The 23,774-nt window shown below is 57.9% G+C and carries 11 protein-coding genes; 2 read left to right on the top strand and 9 right to left on the bottom strand.

The window, feature by feature from the left end; all coding sequences use genetic code 11:
- Window positions 1-10 precede the first annotated feature (10 nt).
- The 6 genes from KB449_RS05895 to KB449_RS05870 all read right to left on the bottom strand — a co-directional run bounded on the left by KB449_RS05895 (window position 11) and on the right by KB449_RS05870 (window position 9,856).
- Entirely contained in the window at window positions 11-991 is a 981-nt protein-coding gene (locus KB449_RS05895) for a sugar phosphate isomerase/epimerase family protein (protein WP_282907485.1), read from the bottom strand.
- Complete coding sequence (locus KB449_RS05890) at window positions 988-3,702, bottom strand: alpha-L-rhamnosidase (protein ID WP_282907484.1); 2,715 nt, start codon at window positions 3,700-3,702, stop codon at window positions 988-990. The genes KB449_RS05895 and KB449_RS05890 overlap by 4 nt, the downstream gene beginning before the upstream one ends.
- 175 nt (window positions 3,703-3,877) lie before the next feature.
- The gene (locus KB449_RS05885) at window positions 3,878-6,220 is read right to left on the bottom strand and encodes an AraC family transcriptional regulator (RefSeq protein ID WP_282907483.1); all 2,343 of its coding nucleotides are present in this window, start codon (window positions 6,218-6,220) and stop codon (window positions 3,878-3,880) included.
- 138 nt (window positions 6,221-6,358) lie between these two features.
- A complete protein-coding gene (locus KB449_RS05880) occupies window positions 6,359-7,945 on the bottom strand; it encodes an ABC transporter substrate-binding protein (protein WP_282907482.1) in 1,587 nt (528 codons plus the stop codon).
- A gap of 71 nt (window positions 7,946-8,016) precedes the next feature.
- On the bottom strand, window positions 8,017-8,886 hold the full coding sequence (locus KB449_RS05875; protein WP_282907481.1) for a carbohydrate ABC transporter permease: 870 nt from the start codon (window positions 8,884-8,886) through the stop codon (window positions 8,017-8,019).
- 16 nt (window positions 8,887-8,902) lie between these two features.
- Window positions 8,903-9,856, bottom strand: coding sequence for an ABC transporter permease (locus KB449_RS05870; RefSeq protein ID WP_282907480.1), 954 nt, complete (start codon window positions 9,854-9,856; stop codon window positions 8,903-8,905).
- A 426-nt stretch (window positions 9,857-10,282) separates the two neighbouring features.
- On the opposite strand from KB449_RS05870, the gene KB449_RS05865 reads away from it, so the two are divergent.
- Window positions 10,283-12,154, top strand: a complete 1,872-nt coding sequence (locus KB449_RS05865) for a right-handed parallel beta-helix repeat-containing protein (RefSeq protein WP_282907479.1) — start codon at window positions 10,283-10,285, stop codon at window positions 12,152-12,154.
- A gap of 652 nt (window positions 12,155-12,806) precedes the next feature.
- On the opposite strand, the gene KB449_RS05860 is transcribed toward KB449_RS05865, so the two are convergent.
- Window positions 12,807-14,093, bottom strand: a complete 1,287-nt coding sequence (locus tag KB449_RS05860; RefSeq protein WP_282907478.1) for a bifunctional DedA family/phosphatase PAP2 family protein — start codon at window positions 14,091-14,093, stop codon at window positions 12,807-12,809.
- A 199-nt stretch (window positions 14,094-14,292) separates the two neighbouring features.
- Here KB449_RS05860 and mprF point away from each other — a divergent pair, with 199 nt between their 5' ends.
- Window positions 14,293-16,977 carry a bifunctional lysylphosphatidylglycerol flippase/synthetase MprF gene (gene mprF / locus KB449_RS05855; protein WP_282907477.1) on the top strand — a complete coding sequence of 895 codons (2,685 nt, stop codon included), beginning with the start codon at window positions 14,293-14,295 and terminating at the stop codon, window positions 16,975-16,977.
- Between the two features lie 830 nt (window positions 16,978-17,807).
- Here mprF and KB449_RS05850 read toward each other — a convergent pair.
- Together KB449_RS05850 and KB449_RS05845 are read right to left on the bottom strand one after the other, a co-directional pair.
- Window positions 17,808-22,622 carry a polysaccharide lyase family 8 super-sandwich domain-containing protein gene (locus tag KB449_RS05850; RefSeq protein ID WP_282907476.1) on the bottom strand — a complete coding sequence of 1,605 codons (4,815 nt, stop codon included), beginning with the start codon at window positions 22,620-22,622 and terminating at the stop codon, window positions 17,808-17,810.
- Window positions 22,623-22,715: 93 nt separating this feature from the next.
- The gene (locus tag KB449_RS05845) at window positions 22,716-23,762 is read right to left on the bottom strand and encodes a glycoside hydrolase family 130 protein (RefSeq protein WP_282907475.1); all 1,047 of its coding nucleotides are present in this window, start codon (window positions 23,760-23,762) and stop codon (window positions 22,716-22,718) included.
- Window positions 23,763-23,774 lie beyond the last annotated feature (12 nt).

Raw genomic sequence — 23,774 nt, 5'->3', positions numbered from 1 at the left:
ACTCCGCCTCTCATTGTAGGTTAAATACCTTGCTGCGGAACCAGGCCGTGGACTTGACGGCATTGCCTTCCCGGATCAATTCCCCGATCTCGTCCATCGCCGCGTCGTCCAGCATGCGCTCGATCCCCTGCAGAAACCGCACGCTTTCCCGAACCGCGCCCTGGCCGTCTTCCCTGTACGGATATTGATCCATCGAGTACCAGCCCTCGTAACCGGTCGTTTTCAGCCAGTAGAGCAGCTCGATATATTCGACAAAATGAATCGAGCCTACGATCATATCGTCGTCCCAGGCTCTGTAGTTGTCGTTGAAATGCATGTGGAACAGCCTGTTCCCCGTCTGCTGCAGCAGAACGGCCGCATCCGCCATGTTCTCGCCCGCCATGATCGAGTGGCCGGTATCGATCGTCACGCCGACGTTCGGCAGCGCCGTGCCGACGGCGGTCAGCAGCGTATCGGCCGCGCGAGCCAGGTAGCTGTGCGTCCTGGGCTCTTTGACTTTGTATTCGAGGCTGAAGCGGAGGTCGGGATAGGCGGCGCACGCCTTGGCCAAGCCTTCCTGCAGCCAGGCTCTCTCCTGCGGGAAATTCCCTTGCAGCGGGTAATCGTAGCCGTCCTGTCCCGGCCAGACGTTGATCAGCGGGCATTTCAATTTTCGCGCCAATTCCGCCATCTTCATCGTCTCTTCCAACGCCTGTTCCCGGACGGACGCGGACTTGGCCGCGAAGCTTCCGCCGCCCCACCGCTTCTGGGCGAACAAGTCGGGAATGATCGATACGCATTGCAGGTTGTTTTTGTCGAGCAGATCCCCGACCTCCTCGACGGTGCTATCGGTAATATCCCAGCTCCCGACAAGCTCCACGCCTTGGATCCCATCGATCTCGGCCGCCTGGCGCAGCATCGCCGCCTGATCCGGCTGATCCTTGTAGCCCGAGCTTAAGAACCGGTCCCGGGTGTTCCCCAGATTGCCGAGAATGACTGCATACTTGTTCATGAAGACCGCTCCCTCGCGTTCATTTTTCGTACCATGAAAACATAGCTGCCCGAGCCGACCGCAAGTTCGGCGTAGCCGTCCTTCGGCGCGCAGCCATAGACGCCCGCCGTTCCTTCCACGTACCGCCCCGCCTGCCAGATCGGGCCGCGCTCCTCTCGAATTTCCCACTCCCCTTCGGGAACGGGCAGACAGACCGTGCCGCCGGCATTGGCCGGCAGCTCGACCCGCATCGTAAAGGTTCCCTCCTCTCGCTGCCACCGGACGGCGACCACCCCTTTGACCGTGTGCATGCTAGCGCCTGCAAATGCGAGATCTCCCGCCGGATAAGGCTTGATCCGGACCCGGTCGAACCCTTGCGCGTCTTGCGCGAGGCCGATGCCGGCCACATACTTGTACAGCCACGAGCCGACATGGGCGTGCATCGGATGATTGCGCGAATTCATCGTATTGCCGATATCCAGCTCCCATCGCTCCCATACCGTCGTCGCGCCGTTCTGGATCATGAAGCCCCAGCTCGGATACGTCGTCTGCGTCACGAGCCTGTAAGCCGTCTCGATCTGTCCGCGCTCGGCCAGCGTCTCGAGCATATGCTTGGTGCACTGATTGCCGGTGCTCAAATGATAGTCGTAACGATCGGCGATATCGACGACCAGATCGGCCAGAACGGCGGCGGCCCGCTCTTCGGGCACCAGTCCGAACCGGAGCGCGATGCTGGCCGGGCCTTGGCCTCCGCCTGCATACCGGCCCGTCTGCTCTTCCAGAAATGCGGCGTTAAAGGCCTGCTTGACGCTGTCCGCCAACGCCGCGAATCGCGACGCTTCGTCCGGCCGCTCCAGAATATCCGCCGCACGGGCCAGCAGCGTCGCATTCCAATAGAAGTGCGCCGTCGAGACCAGCGCGCCCGGCGTGTGCTGCGAGACCGCACCGTCGCCTTCGCCGTTCGGCTCGCAATCGACGACGGGCGAAGCCCAGTCGCCGTAATAGCTGCGCCTCACGATGAAATCTTCCGCTTCCTCCTCCAAATAGCGGTTCCAAGCCTTCATCCCTTCATAATGCCGCCGCAGCGCGTTCTTGTTTCCGTAATGCCCGTACAGCATCAGCGGAATCGTCAGGTAGCAGCTCGCCACCGGATCGGCCGGCCGGAAGCCCCAGCGGTAAGGCGCCGTGTCGGCGATCGCGCCTGTCCGTTCGTCCTGCGTATCCGCGATGTCGTCCAGCCACTTCGGATAAAACCGCGACATGTCGAAGTTGTAGAACGCCTCCTCCGCTCTCGCAGTCGCATCGTTGAGCCAGGCCATCCGCTCGTCCCGCTGCGGACAATCCGTCGGCATGCCGTGAAGATTGCTTGCCTCCGTCCACCAGACGTTGCGATGGAGCCGGTTAACCAGCTCGTCGCTGCATGCGAAATCCCCCGCTGCGAAGACGGAGGAACGCACGATCTGGGCGACGATTCCCTCGACCTGCGCCTGCCCCGCAGCGATCTCCACCTGCACGTATCTGAAGCCGTGATACGTAAATCTGGGCGCGTAAACCTCCGCTCCACCTCCGCGCAAGATGTAAGTGTCCGTCGCTTCGGCCAGTCTGAGGTTGTCCTGATCCACGAAGCCGTCGTCATGCAGCGTCTCCGCATACCTCATCTTGACGATTGCGCCGCGCTCGCCGAGCACGGTGAGCTTCGCCCAGCCGGCCATGTTCTGGCCGAAATCGTACACCTGCACCTTGTCTCCTGGCAGCCGGCTCAAGGCCGGCTCCAGCTCCCCCATCACCCGGATCGGCTCCATCGTCTGCGGGACGAGCGCGCCGCCCGGACCGTCCGTCGCAGATGCGGTAATCCATCCGTTCGCCCGGTGATTGTACCGGGCCATATCGTAATCGGCAGTATCCCAGCCTTCCTTCTCCAGTCTGGCGTCGTATGTTTCCCCGCCGTAGATGCTGTTGCTTACGATCGGGCCTTGCGCGATATGCCAGCCTTTGTCCCAATCCCACGCCGTAGTGATTTGCTCCCGCGAGCCGTCCTCCAGCTCGATATTCAGCTGAATGCGCGCCTTCGGCGCGCCGTACCAGCCGTTGCCCAGGATGAGCCCGATGGCATGGTCGCCGGCATACAAGCGATCCGTCACGTCGAAGGCTACATAGAACACCCGCTTGCCGTAGTCGGTCGGACCCGGATCGAGCACATGATCGCCGACCTTGCTGCCGTCCAGCCTCAGCTCGAAGTACCCGATCCCCGCCACGTACGCCCTGGCCTTCACCGCTCTATTCTCCAGTCGAAATGCCTTGCGCAGCAGCACCGACGCGCCGTTCCAGCCGCCGGCCGGACCGATCCAGCCTCCCTTCCAGTCTCCCGGCTCAAGCAGCCCCATTTCGAAGGAAGCCATATGGCTGAATAAACCTTCGCGTCCGTCCGCATCCCAGACCTTCACCTTCCAGTAGCAGGCTTCGCCGCTGCCGAGCGCCTTCCCGCCGTACGCGATGCCGCAGGACAACGCCGACTCGATCTTGCCGGTATCCCACAAGTCGCCGCGGTCCGCCTCCAGCAGCCCGGTCGAGCTCGCCGCGACAATCCGGTATGCTGTCTGGCGTTGGCCTCTCTCTTTATGCGTCATCGCCCAGCCGAGCTGCGGGTGCTTTTCTTCAATCCCGATGGGATTGACCGCGTACTCGCACGTTAACGACACCGTTTCAAACGGACAACCGCTGTCTTGTTCCATAGGAAGCCTCCGCCTTCAAATTCGACGCGTTCGACGCACGCCCGTAACGGTCGTGCCGTGTCCGTCGCCTTGATTATGGCAAGCGTTCCGCTTCGTTTTAAAGTTTAAGATCACGTCATTTGTTTATTTAACTGCACATCAAGCCTCTAAATTTCCGCAAAAAAAGCCTGTGCGCTCACAGGCCGTATTTGGTTCGATATTCGCTTGTCGTCATGCCGAACTTGGCTTTGAACAGCGTGTACAAGTAATTTTTATTTTCCCAGCCGATCTCCTCGGCGATCTCGGCGATGTTCTTTTTGGTCGTGCTGAGCAGCTGAGCCGCCCGATTCAGCCTGATTTCGTTCAGGTACTCGCCGAAGGACTGGGCGTACGTCTCCTTGAATATGCGGCCCACGTAGTCCTTCGATACGTTCAGATCGCTGGCGACGCCTTCCTGGCACAAGCCTTTATTGCGGTAATCCGTCTCCAGAATGTGAATGATCTTTTCCGCCAATGCATTCTTTCGTTTGAACTTTTTCTGCTTCACGACCTCGGCGATCGACGCGAACATTTCCATGAACTTGACGTTAACCTGCTCGAGCGTCTCGCAGGCGACGATCTCCTGCGTGAACGGCTGGATCTCGAGGGGCAGCTTGTCGTAGCCCTTGGACTCCAGATCGTTGACTTTCATATAGATCAGGTAGCAAAAGTAGAGCAGATAGGAAGCGACGTCATCGTACGAGTAACGCGAGATGTGCCGGACGATATCCGAATAGTGGCGGATGCAGTCGTCCAGCTTGCCCGCGGACAGACTCTCGTCCAGCTGGCGCTCCAGGCTGATGGGCCGCTCGAAAGCCTCCGCGCTGACGGCATCCGCAGCCTCCGGCGTCAATATGGATCGATGTCCGTAGATGAAACGGTACTTGGACAGTTCAACGGCATTGTTGTAAGCGGAGTGGATCTCCGATACGTCGGGTACCAGATAGCCGATGGCCACCGTCAGCGACAGACCGGTTTTCTCGGCAAACCATTCCTGAATGCATCGCATCAGCCCCGGCACCTGCGAATACGCGCTCACGGCATCGTCCGACCGGCTCTGCGAGATCAGGATCAGCTGGCGATCGCCCAGGACGACGAATTCGTGGCGGAACTGCCCGTCGATCATCTCGCCGCTCACGTTCCCGACCATGTACCGGAACAGCTCCTGGTCCCGCAAGCTGAATCGGCGCTGGAACGCGTCCAAATCGTCGATCGCAAAATGACAGACGAACAGCGGACTGCGCGGGAGCAGGCCGACATGCAGACGAAGGAACGTCTTCTCGATCTGTTCCGGACTCAGGCTGCGATCGGTGAGCAGATGGCGAAGCTCCTGCTGCTTTAGCCGGTAGTCGTTCTCGTTTTTGGCGATTTTCAGCGATTTGGCCGATTCGATGTTATCCATGAACACCCGGGACAAAAATTCGATCTCGCTGATCTGCTCCCCGGCCGGATCCGCGTTGACCGCGCTGCCGACCGTGCCGATCACCCGGCGCAGCGGGGAGTACAGGTGCTTGGACAGAAAATAAGCAAGCACCAGCCCGATGGCGGCGATAACGACACAAGCGAAGTAGGTGACCAGCCTGATCTTGTTAATGTCCTTGACGATTTCTTGAAAAGGCGTAGCGCTTACGAATTTCCAGTCCAAAATGTCCGAGGAAACGTAGGTAATGAGCTTGCTGTCTTTTCCGGAACCGGCTTTGAAGTAGCCGGACTTCTCCGTGCTGCCCGCGACCCGCTGCATGGAAGCCTTGCCGAGCGGCCCTGCCTGCTCCGCATCGGCATGCAATCCGTCGCTGATGAGACCGCCGCCGGTGACGATCGCGACATCGTTGGACAGGGACGAGCCTTTATTTTTCAGCTCCTTGATCAGACCCGTCAGGTAGTCCACCTTCACGTTGATGACGATGGCGCTCTGAATGCGTCCGCTGTCGGAGTATCGATCGCAGATGAGGTAGGTCAGCACGTTCGTAGCCAGCCGGTTCGCCCCGTTGTAGCTGTTAAGCGGAATTTGCCGGGGAATCGGCGAAAATTGATAATCGGCCGGCAGCAGATTCTGCTCGATCAGCTGCGCCAGATCCTGATCCGGAAAATGATCGGCGTCGACGATCGTGCCCGTTTTCGAGGAGTAAAACCGGTCCTGCTCGCCGTTATATATGTATACGGAATAAATATAGGGAGACTGGTTGACCATCGTATCGATGATCTGGAGCTGTCCATATATCTCTTCCGGGTTGGCCGATGGCGCGTATCTCAGCGGAAGATTGTTAGGGTCGGAATAGATGGTGGCGGCGAAGCTTCTCACCGCATCGTTCATATAATTCGCGCTGTAACTGATCTGGGACAGCATATTAACGTTCGAATCGAACGTCATTCTGGATCCGATCTTCTCAAAATTCCGGTTCAGGATGAGAGATTGCACGAAAAGAACGACGGCGATCAGAACCGAAATGTAGAGAATCATCTTCTTGTACATGCTGTAGGAACGGTTCAGAAATCTCATCGCTGCAGACTCCTTTGCTGGGCTACCCCTATCATAACGCCTTCCGCGCGGAAAATGGGAAAGAAATCAGAGCCAGGCGGAGCGCCGGCATCGCCGTGCGCTCGCTGACTCCGACTCCGACTTCTGGATCCGCTCGTCTTATTTTTGCGTTTTCCAGGCATCGATCTGCCGCTGCATTTCCTGTACGATCTCCTTGGCGCCTGCTTTGTTCAGCTTGTCCGTGAACTCGGCGAGCGCCTTGTCCGTGTCGAGAGAGCCCGATCCGAGCGCGGGCATATATTGATCGAATATCGCCGTGACGCTCGCCACCTGCGTCTTCACCGCATCCGGATTAAAGACGAAGCCGAGGATCGGCGACAGCTTCGCAGTGTCCACGAACGCCTTCTGGGCCTCGACCTGCGCGACGCGGTCCGGGCTGTAGTCGTACAGCATCCACGGATCCGCGAACAGCCAGCCGCCGCCGTTCAGATCGTAGCCGTTGGTCTCCGCCGTGACGCCGTCCGGCCGCTTGATGATCTTGATGTCCGAGGAACCGTCGACGACCGTGTAATGCTTGCCTTCGATCCCGAACGCGAACAGGTTGAGCAGCGCGGGGTCCGAGTTCACCAGGTCCAGCAGCATCATCGCTCTTTCGGGATTTTTGCTCGTTTTGCTGATGGCGGTCATGCTGGAGAAAATGCCGGACGTCGTGATCTCGGGCTCCGTCGTCGTGACCTGATAAATATCGAAGCCGTAATTGTTTTTAAACGACACATCCCAGCCCGGCGCGGCATTGTCGACGATGCCGGCGAATTTCTTCGCCTTCAGCGGGGTATCGGAATCCTTCAGCGAGACGGAGTCCTTGTTGATGAAGCCCTTTTCGTTCCAGCTTCTCATCCGCTCCACGTATTGCTTGAACTCCGGCGTCTCATATTGGTTGACGACCGTAAGCGAGTCGTCGCCTTGCTTGACGGCGCCCGGGAGCTTGTTGTCGATGAACATATAAGGAAGCGTATACATGGCCAGATAAGAGCGTTGGTTGTTGTCCATGCCAACGGGGATAATCCCTTTCTCGTTCTGTACGATCTGCGCGTACAGCGGCTCGAAGTCTTCCAGCTTCTTAATGCCGCTCGGATCGAACTTATACTTGTCGGCCAGCTCCTTGCTGACGTCGATCCCGCGCTGCAGCGCCATCGCGCTGATGTTGTACGGAATCGCGTACAGCTTGCCGTTGACTTGCGCGGAGGGCAGGTACTTGCCGAACTTCTCCTTCAAATGCGGGCCGTACTGATCGAGCAGATCGTTCAAGGGGAGATAAGCGCCTTTGCCGGCATTGGTAATGTAATTGTTGAACCACGACGCCGTGAAGACAAGGTCTAGATTCTCCCCCGTCGCCGTCATCGCGTTGATCTTTTGCTCGAAGGAGCTCCAATCGATGAACTTGATTTTGACGGTTGCGTTGATCTTGTCCTTCAGATACTTGTCGATCTCCGCTTCCACCAGCTCGGTATCTTTTTGCGGCGTGCCGGGAACGTACCAGGACAGCTCCACCGGTGCCAGACTGGCCGCGGACGGCGTTGAAGCGGATGCGGTCGCGCTTACCGAAGCCCCTGCGGACGCCGATGCCTTTGCAGTCTCCGAACCTGCGCTATTCTCTCCGTTGTTGTTGCCGCAGCCGGCCAGCATCATCGTTCCTGCCATGCATGCGGACAAGACCAGCCCTTGCCATTGCTTCGCCCTTTTCATTCTTTTTCCTCCCTATGTCTGTGTGTGGCAGTCCATCTATACTTATCCGGGCTCCCGGTATAAGCCTATCGTTATCCTTTGACCGCGCCGACTTTCAGCCCTGCCACGAAGTACCGCTGTACGAATAAGAAAACGAACAGGATCGGTCCGGTAGCGAGGACGGCGATGGCCATCCTGGTGTTTTCGCCGGGCAGATGAATCGCCATTCCCGGCATCGGATTCGCTTTGATCGCGGACAAGTTCTGCATGATCGTGTACAGCAAATATTGGAGCGGGAACTTGTGGCTGTCGTCCAGATACAGAAGCGCCAGATACCAGTCGTTCCAATACATTAAAATGATGAACAAACCGACGGTGGCGATTGCCGGGAGCGACAGCGGAAGCACGATGTTCCACAGGATTCTCAGCTCCCCGGCCCCCTCCAGTTTGGCGCTCTCGAGGAGCGGCTCCGGTATTTCGGAAAAGTAGGTTCTAAGGAGCAGCACGAACCACGGTACGATGAGGTACGGAAGAATGAGCGAGCCCAGACTGTTTTTCAAATGCAGCGTTTGAGTGACCAGCATATAGCTCGGCACGAGTCCGCCGTTGAACAGCATCGTGAAGTAAATAAAAAACGCGAAGCCGCGCCGGTACGCGAAGTCCCGTCGGGACAGCGCATAAGCAAGGCAGGACGAGATCAACAGGCTGAGCGCAGTGCCGACGATCGTGACGATAATGGTCACTTCATAGGCCGAAAAAATTTGCGACGGATTCGACAGAATGTAGCGGTACGCGTACAAGCTGATCGATTTCGGTATGATCGTATAGCCGTATTCGGCGATCGCGGTCTCGTCCGAGAACGATGCCGATACGACGAGAAGCAGCGGAACGATGCAGACGACGGCGAGAAGAAGCAGCGTCAGGTGAACGAGCCCTCGGCCCCATTCGGTTTTGCGGCTCATGCCATTACATCCTTTCTTAGAACAAAGCGTTGTCCGGATTCACTTTTTTGACCAGCCAATTGGATATGCAGACGAGAATCAGCCCGCATATGGCCTGGTACAAGCCTGCCGCCGTAGCCATGCCCGCATCGCCCAGCACGCGGAAGGTGCGGAATACGTAAGTGTCGATGACGTCGGTCGTACTGTACAACGCGCCGCTGTTCTGCGTCACGTTGAAAAAAAGGCCGAAATCCGCGAAAAAAATTCTTCCGACCTGCATCAGCACCATAATGGTGATGAGCGGGACGAGCAGGGGCAGCGTGATCTTGCGAATCTGCTGGAGCCTGGTCGCCCCGTCCATCGTCGCCGCCTCGTAATACTCCTTGTCGATGCCCAGCATTCCCGCCAAGTAAATGAGACTGAAGTAGCCGACGTTTTTCCATACATAGACGAGTACCAGTATCGCCGGCCAGTATTGCGGCTTCGTATACCACTGAACGGCATCCAGCCCCGCAGCCTCGAGCAATCGGTTCACCGTGCCGGTATCGTAGTTGAGCAGCGCATAAGCGAAGTAGCCGACGATGACCCACGAGATGAAGTAAGGAAAAAACAGCACCGATTGATAGGACTTCACGAGCCACTTGTTGCGCACTTCCATCATGAGCAAGGCGACGACGATCGAACCGAGAAGCGAGAATACGATGAACAAGGCATTTAAATAGACTGTGTTGATCGTACTGTTGAATGCATCCCGTGTCGCGAACAAGTACTTGAAGTTGTCGAAGCCCGACCAGGGGCTGCCGAATATGCCGTCCGTAAAGTTGTATCGCTTAAATGCGAGTACGACGCCGAACATGGGCAGGTAAGAGAACAGGATGACGGCGATCGTAGCCGGCGCGGCCAACAACAACAGCCATTTGTTGCGTTTTAATGTAACGATGAAGCTTGATCGGCTGGTGCGGCGGCTGCCCTGTATGCGCACCGATTTCATTGCTCGCGAGCCCCTTTCCTTGGAAGATAGGCTCATCTTAGCATCGGTTTTTGCCGATCCGGTAGTTTAAATCCACGATCAAACTTTGTTTTGACGTTGTGCGGGCTTTAGATTGCCGTACGGATGGGAAGTGCAGCCCGATTATGGGAGCGCTCGTCCGGATGGCGATACCGCTGAATAGGAATATTGAGGGACATGCGGGAGAGGCAACAAAGAGTAGGACTGGGGATAAGGCTGAGGACGGAAGCGATGGTGTGTAAGTTGGCGTAATTCAGCTCGAAAAGCAGCAGGAATAATCTGGCACCCGAAAAGGTGATGCCAAGATATTCATGCCGCCGTTCGCAGCGCCGATATTCATTTTACAGACCTGTCACTCCGTCTTTACCCACTCAATCCAACACTCAAACATGCGATGGGGGTTTTTTCTTGAAAAAGTTCAGTTCGGTGGCTATGGCGCTTGTTTTGGCTCTCGGTGTCGTTTATGGTTTCTCGTCTTCTACCGAAAAGCCGGCATACGCCGCAAGCAGCACGACCACGCAAGTCTTCTCCGCCGCCGCCGACTTCGGAACTGTGCAAGGCCAGCATCAATGGTACTATCAGAAACTCGTAGGCTCCATCTACACGGACCTTGTTTATAATGCTGCCAACAAGCGCTGGCAGCCTGCGAACAGCGATTATCCATGGGTATCGAAGGATACGCAGCGTCCCGACGAGAACGCCGACTCCGTCCTCAAGTGGGTCGCGCCGGACAAGGGTACGATCGCGATCACCGGTGAAGTTTCCAGAAGCTCCGAGCAAGGTGACGGAACCGTCGTTACGGTCCTGAAGGACAGCAAGCTGCTGTGGAAAAATACGCTAATCTACGTCAAAGGCTACGCCCCGAAAAGCGTCGGAAGCGTCCCTGTCGAAAAGGGAACGGCCATCTACTTCATCGTGAACCGTAAAAATACAGCCGTCAGCGACGAAACGCTCTGGAGTCCGACCATCGAATTCAAGTCCGATGCGCCGGCTGCGACACCAACTCCTACTCCAACCCCAACATCAACACCAACTCCTACTCCAACCCCAACATCAACACCAACTACGACTCCGACGCCAACGGTTAAACCGACTGCTGCGCCTACGGCTACCTCGACGCCGGTCTCCAAGCCGACAGCAACGGCTACGCCCGCTTTTACGTCAACCCCGACGCCAACACCAACGCCAACACCAACACTTACTCCGACGCCTACTGCCAAGCCGACTGCAACGGCGACGCCTACGTCAACTCCGACGCCTACGCCGGCAGCAGGCATCGACGTGACGAGCTGCGGCGCCATCGCTGACGACGGCAAGGATGACTACGCGGCCTTCCTCTCGTGCCTGACCAAGGCCAAGACGCAAGGCAAGCTCGTGACCGTCCCGGCCGGCAACTTCACGCTCGGCAAGATCTTGACGCTTGACGGCATCAGCCTGCGCGGCGCAGGCAAGGACCAGACGACGCTTACCTCGACCGATCCGCAAAACGGCTCCATCGACATCAAGGGCGACGGCGTCACGCTGAGCGGCATCAAGCATGCGTATGCGACGACGGTAGCACGGGGCAACGGCGCCAACGAGAAGAACAGCATCACCGTCCGCAGCGCTACGAATTTTGTCATCGACAGCATTTATGTGTACAAGTCCAGCACGGCCGGCATCATGGTTACCTATGAAGCCAAGGGCGGCCGGATCACGAACAACATCGTCGATTCGACTGGCGCCGACGGCATTCATATGACGAACGGCAGCAGCTTCATTACGGTCGAAGGCAACTTGGTGAAGGGCGTCGGCGACGATACGATTGCGGTCGTCAGCTACGACGAGCCGGCCGTTAATAACATCACGATCCGCAACAACGATGTCGGATACGGCTCGCTCGCACGCGGCATCTCCGTCGTCGGCGGTACAGACGTATTAATTGAAGGCAACTCCGTCAAGGATACGCAAATGGCCGGCATTTATATCGCCTGCGAAGGCTCCTACAATACGACCAACGTCAACAACGTTACGGTGAAAGGCAATACGGTCGACCACACTGGCATCCAGGAGCCCCAGAACCATCCGAACGTGCTCGTGTATGCGTCGACCGGCGTCATCGACAACGTCACCTTCACGGGCAACACGATCAAAAACGCCGCGCATCGCGGAATCGGCGTATGGGGCGACGGTCAGATCAAGGACATCTACTTCACGGGCAATACGCTGATCAACGATAAGGGCGCCAATACGACGTTTAAAAACGGCACGATTCACCTGAAGGACAATATCGGCTTCTAAGCTAAGCCGACAGTATTGGACGACGGCGGGATCTCGCCGCCATCCGTGGCGAAGAAACGCTGTACAGCGCCACTTGGCGGGATCTCGACGCCAACCAAGGCAAAGAGACGCTTTACAGCGCCACTTGGTGGGATCTCGACGCCAACCAAGGCGAAGAGACGCTTTACAGCGTCACTAGGCGAAGAATCTCTACCTGGAGCTTCATTTCAAATCCGGGGCGCCAGCAGTCAATCGTCACCCGTCGCCTCATTTCGACGCAAACCTGCAAATATACATCTAATTTCGCCGATATCTATCCTTTCGGGAACAAAAGATGCGAATGTGCAGGTATTTTCCTCCATCAGCCCGTTTTCCGGCTTGCGCTTTGAATTTGCCTGCAAATTTTCATGTATTTTTTCACGTGCCCTTGGTCGGCAGAAAATACATGTAAAAATGCAGGCTTTTAAATGCAAACCGCCGGAAAATCGTCTGCATGCCAATAGCGCGCCCATCTGCCCGCGAATCGCCCCGCCCGACTCAGGATGGAAAGCACGGCCTCTTTCTATCCTTTCCGATTAGCGGTTCATCGATAGGCATGATCTTGCGGAAGGATTGTCGATTGCCTGCCGATTGCCTGCCGATTGCCTGCCGGGACTTCCGGTTGCGACTGCCATCAATCCCCCACGGCTCGCAGCTTCCGGAGAATCTCCAGCAGCATCACATGGAGACTGACCCATGCGCCCCCGAACACATAGCCCGCAAAGACGTCGCTGGGGTACTGCACCCCGAAATAAATCCGGCTGACGCCCACCGCGAGACAGATCGAGATGACGCCCAGCACGAGGGGCACCCTTACATAACGAAAGTGGTAGTGGCGCAGCAGCAGGAAAGCCGAAAATCCGCAGACCGTCAAGGTAATCAGCGTTTCTTCGCTGGGGAACGTATTAAAAAGCTGAACATCAGCCGCGACCGGCCCCGGACGATGGAAGACCGTGCGCAAAATTTCGTCGAGCAACTCTCCGCCTACGACAACCCATACAAGAAAGATCAGGTCGAGCCTCCGCTCCTTGCTGCGCAGCATGATCCAAATCGCTGTCAGGCCAAGCACGGGGCCATACAAATAAAGCGTGCCGAGCTGCTCGAAGACGTGCATCCATCCGTCCCAACCGGGACCGAAGGAGGCGATGACGAGAAAGGACGCAATCTCGTCGAATTGGCCGAACTCCTGCCCCAAAAAGTCTTGAATCACGCCGAGCATGAGCGAGAAAAAAACAATAAACACCGCGAAAGCAGCCAACAGCAGCAGCCGTACCTTCCCGAACGAACGAAAACGGCGCACCCCATGCGCCAGCTGCTGCATGAGCGCTTCTAGGACCCGGTCCTTGTACTTTTTGTACACATAGACCAGGCCGGCCACGAGCGCAGAGACGATGCCGAAAATAATCATATAACGGTTGACCGTCGAGTGATACTGTTCCCACTTGGGACCCAGCACCTTGCCGAGGGAGATAAACAACCCCACCCAGAATATCGCGCCAGTATAAGCATAAAGCGCATAACGCCGAAAAGGCATGCGGGTCACGCCACAAAAATATCCGGTTATATGGCGGACGCCGGGAATAAAATAAGCGACGAAAAGCAGCTTGTCCCCGTACTTTTCAAACCAAAGGGTCAGCTTGTCTATGCGCGCTTCCGTCAGATGGACGCGATGCCCGTAACGAACGATAAACGGCCGGCCCAGCCGGTACCCGATCCAGTATGAGAGCGTCACGCCCGTCAACACGCCCGTGCCTGCCGATACGATGCTGAACAGCCAGCTCAATTTTTGTTCATACACAAAAAGTCCGATATAGCTCATCATCATTTCGCCGGGAAGCGGCAGCGCGAGCATCTCGAGACACAGGAACAAGAAGATAAGTCCATATCCGTAGTGCGCAAGCAAATTTGTCAGCGTGTCCAATGGTAATCGCCTCCACGATGAACAAGTGCGGCCAACTTGTTGGTATCATTCCTACTTGCGCCGTCTTTTAACACTTGGCTTGGGTCATATCAAAAAGGACGTTAAACGAGCTGCGCTTGTTCGCCGCAAAATAAATATTTTTTCAGAAAGGTCGCTCAGGGTATACTTTGTGTACGACCAGTGGATGAGGAGAACATTTATGGCAAAAACCAAAAAAGAGCTCCCTCGCCTAAAGGCGCTGAAGCTCTTGTCTACGCTGTACCGGTTAAAAGTAATCCAAATCCTGATTCCAGTCGCCGTGATCGGACTCATCGTCTGGGAAGGACAAGCCGAATTCCACCGAATCGACTGGGCGGCCACGCTGCATGTATTGCGGCAGATCGAGCCGTCGCGGCTGCTGCTGCTCATCGCATCGTCTCTGGTTGCCGTCGCGGCGGTCGGCGGCTACGAATTCGTGCTTCGCCGGCATTTCCGGCTTACCATCGGACGCTGGGCGACTTTTCGCATTGCTTGGATCGCCAACACCTCGAATAGCGTCATCGGTTTCGCCGGCGTGGCCGGAGCCGCGCTGCGCACCTATCTGTACCGCAACCGCGGTCTATCGGTTCCGACCATAACGGCCGTCATCGCCTTCCTCTCTACGATCACCATCACAGGGATATCGATTCTGGCTTGGGGAGGGATCTGCGGGCTTTTTCCGATCGACGCGGTGATTCGAACCCATCGCTGGACGCTATATGCCGTCTGGGCCCTGGCGCTTTACCTGCCCGGCTATTTGCTGTTTCAACGCACTTCTTTTTATGCGAAATGGTTGAACCGCGGCCTGCCGCGGATGAATCCCTCCACCATCGTCGCATCCGTGCTCGTCTCCATGGCGGAGTGGGCGCTGGCGGGCGCCGTGTTCTGGATGGTCGGATCGACGCTGCTTCCGGATCTCCCTTTCCTTACGGCGATGGGCATCTTCACCGTCGCTGCCGTAGCGGGACTGGTGAGCCTCGCGCCCGGCGGCATCGGGGGTTTTGACCTGATCGCGCTGTTCGGTCTGCAAGCGCTCGGCTACGCGCCTGAGCACACCGCCGCGGTGCTTGTTCTATTTCGCATCCTCTATTATCTGTTCCCTTGGCTCATCGGGCTCATTATTGGCGCATTCGAATTTGCCCAGAACCGGCAGAAAGCGGCGGATAACGATGAGGCCGCGCTGGAGGATTCGCTCAACGGCTGGCAGCGCTTGTGGGAATTCCCCGGCCAGCATGCCTGGATCTCCGAATTCGGCGCATGGGCGCTCGGCAAGCTGGTATTTCTAAGCGGAGGCGTGCTGCTCCTGTCGGCTGCGACGCCCGGCCTGCTCGGACGGCTGGAATTTGCCGAGGAGCTTCTATCCGCGCCGCTCATGCGCCTTTCCCACCAATTAAGCCTCACGATCGGATTGATGCTGATCGTTCTGTCATGGGGCATCTCCCGCAGAATCAAGCGTGCCTATCAGTGGACGCTCGGCCTGCTGTGCGCCGGCGCGTTGTTTACGTTCACCAAGGCGTTTGATTTCGAGGAAGCGATCTTTCTGCTGTTTGTCGCGCTCTTGCTTTATTTATCGCGCGCGCGTTTCTACAGGATCGGCGCGCCGATCCCTCGGGAGCGCATGGCGGTCTGGGCCGCGACCACCCTGCTCATCGCCTATGTTTACGATATCGTAGCCGCCGGTACCGTGCCTAATTTTGTGCGCCGGATTCCTGACAATCGCTACCTTCATTTGATTCTGAACCCGACCGAGCACACGATCGCCGTCGTGACGGGCCTCGGCGTGACTTGGCTGCTGCTGTCGCTCGCGCTTGTGCTGCGACCGAACAAAATAACGGCATGCGGCGCTTCCGCCGAGGAGCTGGACCGGGTTCGCGATTTTTTGAAGGGAGCCCAGGGCAACCTGCTCACGCATATGCTGTTTACGGGGGACAAGCGCTTTTTCTGGGCATGCGACGGTCGCGTACTCATTCCTTATTCGATCATTCGCAATAAATTTGTGGTACTCGGAGACCCGCTGGGCGACGCTTCGCTGATCAGCAGCGGCATTCAGGAATGCCAGCGGCATGCCGATTTATACGATCTGGAGGTCGTTTTTTACCAGGTAGCCCCCGCCTATTTGCCGATTTATCACGAAAATGGCTATCGCTTTTTTAAGCTGGGCGAAGAAGCGCTGGTGAATCTGACGACGTTTTCGCTGGCCGGAAAAGCAAATACCAATCTTCGTAACGTCATTAATCGCTTTGAACGCGACGGATACCGGTTCGAGGTGCTGCAGCCTCCGTACGACCCGCAAACGCTGGAGCGACTGGGCCGGATCTCGGCGGCATGGCTCAAAGGCCGTCGGGAAAAAGGATTTTCGCTGGGCTGGTTCGAGACCGCCTATTTGCAAAATGCGCCGATCGCCGCGCTGTTGGCGCCGGACGGACAGGAGGTCGCATTCGCAACACTGGCGCCAAGCTACGACGACGGGCGGACGATGTCCATCGACCTGATGCGCCATCTCGCGGATACCCCGAACGGGACGATGGACTTTTTGTTCATTCGCCTGCTCGAGTGGACCCACGATCAGGGCTATTCCGTCTTTAATCTGGGCATGGCTCCCCTGTCCAGCGTCGGCGAAGCGCGCGCCGCCATGCGCGAGGAAAAGCTGGCGAACCGGCTTTACGAATACGGCGGGCACTGGTACGGCTTCAAGGGGCTGCGCAAATATAAAGAAAAATTCCGTCCGACCTGGGAGCCGCGATACTTGGCTTATCCTGCGCGCGTGACCCTGCCCGTGCTGCTTGTCGAATTAATCCTGTTGATTGCCAGACGGCCGAACAAACGGCGCGCAAACGAGTCGGAGCGGGCGGGAGCGGCGACCTAGCACGCCTCCTGCCGATGCGGACGAAGAAAAATCGTCTGGTCCCAAACAGTTGTTCCAATAGCCGACCGCTAGCTGAAAAGGCGTTGTATAGCGTTACATGATGGAACTGCGGCGTATTCGTAGCCGAAGAGACGCTGTACAGCGTTACTTGACACGACAGCGGCGTAATCTGGGGTAAAGAGACGCTTTAAAGCGTTACTTGACGGGTCTGCGTTGTATGCCGAACCGAATAGGCACTGTACAGCGTTACTTGACGGGACTGCGAGTATTCCGAGGCCGATAAGGGCGATCGTGAACTATGAACAACACCAAGCCTGAGGGCTTGGCGTCCTTGCGCTCGTGGCCTTGCGCTCGCGCCCCGTCCGATAGCTGTTAAAAAGCCGTTATTTCCCTTGATCGCGACGTCCTGGATGGAATAAGTGTTAAAGTGCAGTTAAATTGTCAACTTCGAACGTTTTTGGTCCGATTTTGATCTCATTAATTGCGTTTGAACACTTATTTCACCCCGTCCTGGTTCAGCGCGCCGATTAACTGCTTTTGAACACTTATCGCCCCACACTCCCCGCTCAATTGAATCAAGATTAGCGTAGTTGAACCGGATTTCTCCCTCCAATTGTTTGCTCGAGCTATACCTATTTACTTCCGCCGGCTGTTTCAGTACTCTAGAAAATGGCTCGACACATCCAAGTTAGCAAGTGCAGCAAGTGTGTGCTCCTCGATTTTCTACGTGTTGCAAATTAAGAAAAAACCTTCCTCGAAAAATATCGAGAAAGGGGCTGGCACTTCGATCATTCGGTTTTTCTCGCTTCTTCTTGTGCTAATCCTTATTGTTATTCCTGTTCCTTTTCCTTCGCCTCCAGCATCCGGAGCAGTACGGCGACCGTTTCCGCTCTCGTCGCGACGTCGTTCGGGAAGAAGCCGTTGCCGCCTTTGCCTTGCATGATGCCCAGCTTCTTCATCTCGGCAGCAGCGCCGACGGCCCAGGCCGGAATGTCGCGATCGTCCGTGAAGCCCGCGGACGCCGCTTCAGGCGTCAGGCTCAACGCTCTCGCGAGCATGACGGCCATTTCCGATCTTGTCAACGGCGCGTCCGGACGGAAGTTGTCGTTCGCGTCGCCCCGGATCAGCCCCATGCTTACGGCTTGCGCAACGGCCGTCCGGGCCCATTGGCCGATTCGGTCCGCGTCCTCGAAGGACAGGACCGACGCTTCGTTCTGAAGCTTGAGCGCCTTGACCAGCATGACCGCGAATTCGGCGCGCGTCACCGTGCGGTAAGGACGGAACGAGCCGTCCGGATAGCCTGTAATGATCCCTCTTTTTGCGGCTTCCATAATACTCGCTTGCGCCCAGTGACCGGCGATGTCCGAGAACTCGCGGCCTGGAACGTCCGGCGTGTCCGGACCATCGCTTGGCTCGTCGGGTTTGGCCGGCGGCGTCACGGTTCCTCCGTTCGGATTGCCGCCGTTTGGACGCTCGTGGACGGAGACGCTTATTTTGCCGGTCACGGACGGCGTCTTGGACAACGTGGCCGTGATCGTTGCCTCTCCGGCAGCGGATGGTGCCGTGAAGCGAACGTTGAACCGGCCGTTCGCATCCGTTGTCGCTTTGGACGCCTGAATGCTGCCCGATGAAGCCGCGAGCTCAACCGCTGCGCCGGACACAGGCAGACCGTCGCGATCCGTTACGATGCCCGTCACGGTCGCTTCGTCTCCGGTCCACACGGCGGATGGCGCAGCCTGCATTTCGATTCGGACAGGCACTTGCTCGGCTTGGCCGACGGACACTTTAACCGCGTTCGTCACAGACGGATAAGCGGTCAAGGCGGCCGTGATCGTCGCTTCTCCGGCTGCGGACGGTGCCGTGTACACCGTGTCGAACCGGCCGTTCGCATCCGTTACAAGTCTCACGGTTTTGACGCTGCCCGCCGAGGCCGAGACTTCGACCTCTACGCCGGGGACAGGCAGATCGTCGCCGTCGTATACGACGCCCGCGACGGACGCTTCGCTCCCCGCCGTCACGGTAGACGGCGTCGCCTGCAGCTCGATGCGAGCGGGCACTTGCACGGCCTCATGAACCGAAACGGCAATCGTGTTCGCCACGGACGGATTCGCGGCCAAAGCGGCCGTAATCGTCACTTCTCCCGCAACAGACGGTGCCTTAAAGATCGCGCTGAATCCGCCGTTCTCATCCGTTACCGCTGTAGTCTGTTCGAAGCCGCCCGCGGAAGCAGCGAGCTCGACCTCTACGCCAGCAACCGGCAGATCGTCGCCGTCGTAGACGATTCCCGTTACGGACACGGCCCCGCCGACCGCCACGGAAGTTGGCGTCGCCTGCAGCCCGATTCGAACCGGCACCTGCTGAGCCCGCTTCACCGGCACGACGATCGTTCCGGTTACAGACGGACTCGAAGGCAGGATGACCGAGATCGTCATGTCGCCGGCAACCCCCGGCGCCGCGTAAATATGGCTGAACCCGCCGTTTTCGTCCGTGATCGCGCGAACGGTGTCTGCACTGCCCGGCGATGCCGAAATTTCGACGGCCACGCCGGATATCGGAAGCCCGTCGCCGTCATACACAACGCCCGAGACGGACACGTCGTCGCCGACCGTCGCGGAAGACGGCGTCGCCTTCAGCTCGACCCGGGCGGGTATCCGCTCCGCGGTCTCGGCGCCGTACACTTTAAATTCCCAGAGCGAATAGCCGTAGGTGCTTCCTCTTTTTAAGCCGTTCATCTTGACGTATCTCGCATTCACCGGTTCGAAGGCGATCTCGTCGATATCGCCGTCTCCGTTCGCGGTGCTGTAAACGGTCGTCCAATCCGCCGCATTGTCGGAAACCTGGATTTGATACTCCTTGCCGTACGCGGCCTCCCAATGCAGCACGACCTTCGCGATCGTCTGGCTTGCGCCCAGATCGACGTAAATCGACTGTTGATCCGTGTAGTTGGATCCCCAGCGGGTCGTCAGCGAGCCGTCGACCGCATTGCCCGCCGATACGTCGGCCGCCCGGATCGAGCTCGCTACCACGTTCCTGCCTTCCGCGAGATTGGGCGCGACCGCCTCGTAGACGTTGAATTCAGCCAGCGAATAGCCGTTCGCGTTCCCCTGCCGGACGCCCTGCATGCGGACGTACCTGGCGTTTACCTTGCCGAAGGAAATGTCGTCGATATCGCCGTCTCCAAGCGAGGTGGCGTAGACGTCCGTCCAGGCGACGGCATCGTTCGACACTTGAATTTTGTAGCTTTTCCCGTAGGCCGACTCCCACTTCAAGCGGACTTTATTGATCGTATATGAGTCCTGCAAATCCACGTAAAGCCATTCGTCGTCCGAAGCGTTCGAATGCCAGTAGGACGTTCTGTACAAATCCGTCGCATTCGAGGCGAATTGCTTGCCTTGGCTGGAGGAAGCAGCCGCGCCTTTGGTGTAGGCAAGGTCGAATCCGCTGTCGTCGAGGGCGGCTCCCTCGTTCAGGGTCACGCTTCGGCCGGCGAAGATGTCTTTGCCGAGCCGATACGTCGTCGTCGTCTTTTCCCCGTCCCGGTCCAGCGTCACGTTCACCGTAATTCCCGGCGTCTCGGGATTGGCGACCGAGATGCGCACAGGCGACGCAGATTCGTCGACGATGACCATGGCGGGCTTATCCACAGCAACCGTCAGCCCGTCTCTTACCGTCACCGTTCCCGGCTGATAGAACAGCATTTCCGACAGGCGCAGCGTTTCGTGCCGAACGGCCTGAACCGATGCCGTGTTCGAAAGGATGCGGATCGGGTTGTCGCTCGCGTAGCTGCCAACCTCTTCGGCGGATTTGTCCGGCAGCACGATGTACTGGTAGGTAGCGCCGGTCGGCTTGACGCCATGATCGAGCCAGATGGAGAAGATCGGCTTCGTGATCGGCTCCGTCGAGCTGCCCGTGACGACGTCGCTCCATTTGCCGGTTTTCGTCTCCAGCTTGACCTGGAAGTCCGTCGGATTCGGGAATACATAGCCGATCCGATCGTTGTAGGCCCACTTGCCGTTCGTCTGCTTCGTCCCTTCCGCCATCGTCTGGCCGTCCACGATCACGTCGCCGACCGCCTTGCTTTGGTTCAAGGTCGTATGGATCGGAGCGGCGTTCGTGGAAGCGATGCCCGCGCCGAGCGCCACCATTTCGTCGTCGAAAAAGAAGTAGCCCTTTTTGCCGCTGGTGCTCAGCTTGTTGAAGTCGAAGGCGGTGGCGCCGTAGCGCTCGTTGGTCACGCCGCCTACGAACGTCCGGGGATTGTTGAAATTCCCGTCCTTCGTAAGTACGTAAGGAGCCGTCGTGCCCGGAACGTGCATCCAGTCCATCAACGGGTAGACCGGCCTGTATTCGTCGCCCGTCCGCTGGATGGCGGTCGCGCCCTGCGGCGTCCAGTACAGCAGGTTGTAGCCGCCCGGATTGATCGTTCTCCATTCGCCGCCCTTCACCGTGCTGGAGGACATCTTGACCGTAATGCCGTAGTCCGCCCGCATATGGGACGAGACGAGCGTCTGCCATTGCGTCATATTGTTGTCGTTCAGTCCGTTGCTCGTACTCGTGCCGATCCGGCGAATATTGTCCAGGAAGCTCGCAAACTCCGAAGCCCGCTTCGGATTGGCCGCCTCCATCCACTGCATCGGATCTTCATAGAAGGTCAGGGCCGCGCTCGCGTAGTCCGGCCAGTCCGGTCCGTTCATCCCCATGCCCAGGTCGGCGACGTCGCCTCTCACCTGGTATCGGGTGCCGTCGAGCAGGTAGGACGACAGCGAGTCGATCGCCGCTTGACTGTAGGCGAAGACGGTACCCGAAGTAACGTACGCCCAGAACGACATGTCTCTGGCGAAGCTTCTGCCGTAGCCCGTCGTATAGTTGGTTTTGCCATGCTGGAAAAAAGACATGTCCGACTGGATGCCCGTCACCGTCGTCGTCACGGCCGACAGCACGTTAAAGGCGTCCACGGCATTCCGGACATTTTGAGCATCCTCGAGCAGCAAGCCCCGGTACATGTAGTTTTGGTTGTACCAGGACGAATTGGCGCCGTCGACGGTGTTCGGGCTGCTGTCCAGCGTGCCGACGATATTGGAGGCTTGCGTCGCCGTCAAGTAGCCTTCGCACAGCAGCGCGACCTTCTCCAGCCTTAATTGGGTGCCGATCGTGTTCTCCCACCAGTTGGTCGAAGTGGGCTTGACCGTGAACCAATGATCCAGCGCCCGCTTGATGCCGTCCAGCATCGCTTCGCTATGATAGCTCAGGCTCTTCGGATCGGCGAACGCCGCAGCCATCGACTGCATCCGGTCCAGGGCCAGGTAGGAAGGCCACCCTCGCCCGTTGGCGGCGGATTGCTTGCTCGCATAATCGACGTCCGCCCAGCTTCCGTCCGGCTTTTGGCTGGACAAGTAAGCGGCGGCCTGCGATTTGAACGTCCATTCGACCCGGCCGTTCGTTCCGTCGTTGATGATGTCTTTGGAGATGTAAAATTCGACCATCCGTTGTTTCATCCGCTTCATATCGGCGATCTCCTGCGCCGCGTTCGTCCCGTCGGACGTGCTCGCCGCCGCGGAGGCCGATACCCACAAGGACGATATCATCGAACCGATCAGAACAAGACAAAGCCACTTTTTCACAAACCTTTGCACAGGTTCAGCCATGTACATGCGCTCCTTTTTTTAAACTCAACGCAATTTGAAAGCGCCTTCCAATATCGGGATAAAAGAAGGCAGCTCGCACTGCCCTCCGCCCTTTCAATACAGCGTGTCGTAAATATCGGCCAACGGGATGTCCACGCCGGCCATCGCTTCGTCCGCGGCGCCGTAATACATGCGGATCGTCCGATCCAGCAGCAGCGCGCCGCACGAAAAGACGACCCGGCCGAAAAAGCCGTTCACCTCGTATTCCGCTTCCGGCTCCAGGATGGGCACGCGGGATCTGGCGATCACGCGGGCCGGGTCCGCCAGGTCCAGCAGCAGCGCGCCCATGCAATAGCGGTCCGTCTCGTCCGCGCCGTGGTACAGGGCAAGCCAGCCCTCGGGCGTCCGGATCGGGACGGCGCCGCCGCCGATTCTCCCGCCGTCCCATTGACCTTCCCGAAGGCCGATCAGATGCCGATGCCGTCCCCAGTGAATGAGATCGGGAGACTGCGCGATCCACATCTCGGGAGAACCGATCGCCTTCGGGACCGGACGATGGAGCGCATAATAGCTGCCGCAGATTTTTTCGGGGAAAATCGCGACGTCTTTATTCTCAGGAGGAAGCATCGTGCCGGTTCGCGCAAAGGTCACGAAATCCTCCGTCACGGCGACGCCGACGCTCACGCCCTTTGACGAGATCGCGCTGTACGTGATGTAATATTGGCGGCCGATCTGCGTAATCCGCGGGTCTTCGATGCCCCAGGCCTCCAGCGGGCCGTCCGGCAGCATCGCCGGACCGGGGTCCACCGTGAAGCGCACACCGTCGGCGCTGCGCGCAATCCTTAGATAGGAGAGGGAGGTCAGGTACGCGTACTTGCCCCGCTGCTTGATCACGCGCGAATCCGACAGATCGTACCGGTCGTCCGACTTGGCGATGCGGATGATTTCCAATTGTCCGCTTGTTTCGCTCAGCACGGGCACCAACACCTGGTTATCGTCGGACTGAATGGGCATCTCCGCGACGCGCAGCAATAGAATAATCTCGTCTCCAAAGGTCGCCACCCCTGCGTTAAATACGCCGACGACTTGAAAATCGGGATGGATCGGCTTTACGTCGTTCGTTGCTACGATCGGATTGTGCGGAAACCTGCTCAAGGCCATTTTCGAATCTCC

The sequence above is a fragment of the Cohnella hashimotonis genome (assembly GCF_030014955.1).
In the GTDB taxonomy this organism is placed as follows: domain Bacteria; phylum Bacillota; class Bacilli; order Paenibacillales; family Paenibacillaceae; genus Cohnella; species Cohnella hashimotonis.
This window is presented reverse-complemented; position numbering and strand designations above follow the sequence as displayed.

Coding starts and splice junctions, on each gene's coding strand:
- KB449_RS05850 (WP_282907476.1), bottom strand. CDS start 22,622: ATGGCTGAACCTGTGCAAAGGTTTGTGAAAAAGTGGCTTTGTCTTGTT.
- KB449_RS05890 (WP_282907484.1), bottom strand. CDS start 3,702: ATGGAACAAGACAGCGGTTGTCCGTTTGAAACGGTGTCGTTAACGTGC.
- KB449_RS05870 (WP_282907480.1), bottom strand. CDS start 9,856: ATGAAATCGGTGCGCATACAGGGCAGCCGCCGCACCAGCCGATCAAGC.
- KB449_RS05875 (WP_282907481.1), bottom strand. CDS start 8,886: ATGAGCCGCAAAACCGAATGGGGCCGAGGGCTCGTTCACCTGACGCTG.
- KB449_RS05845 (WP_282907475.1), bottom strand. CDS start 23,762: ATGGCCTTGAGCAGGTTTCCGCACAATCCGATCGTAGCAACGAACGAC.
- KB449_RS05895 (WP_282907485.1), bottom strand. CDS start 991: ATGAACAAGTATGCAGTCATTCTCGGCAATCTGGGGAACACCCGGGAC.
- KB449_RS05880 (WP_282907482.1), bottom strand. CDS start 7,945: ATGAAAAGGGCGAAGCAATGGCAAGGGCTGGTCTTGTCCGCATGCATG.
- mprF (WP_282907477.1), top strand. CDS start 14,293: ATGGCAAAAACCAAAAAAGAGCTCCCTCGCCTAAAGGCGCTGAAGCTC.
- KB449_RS05885 (WP_282907483.1), bottom strand. CDS start 6,220: ATGAGATTTCTGAACCGTTCCTACAGCATGTACAAGAAGATGATTCTC.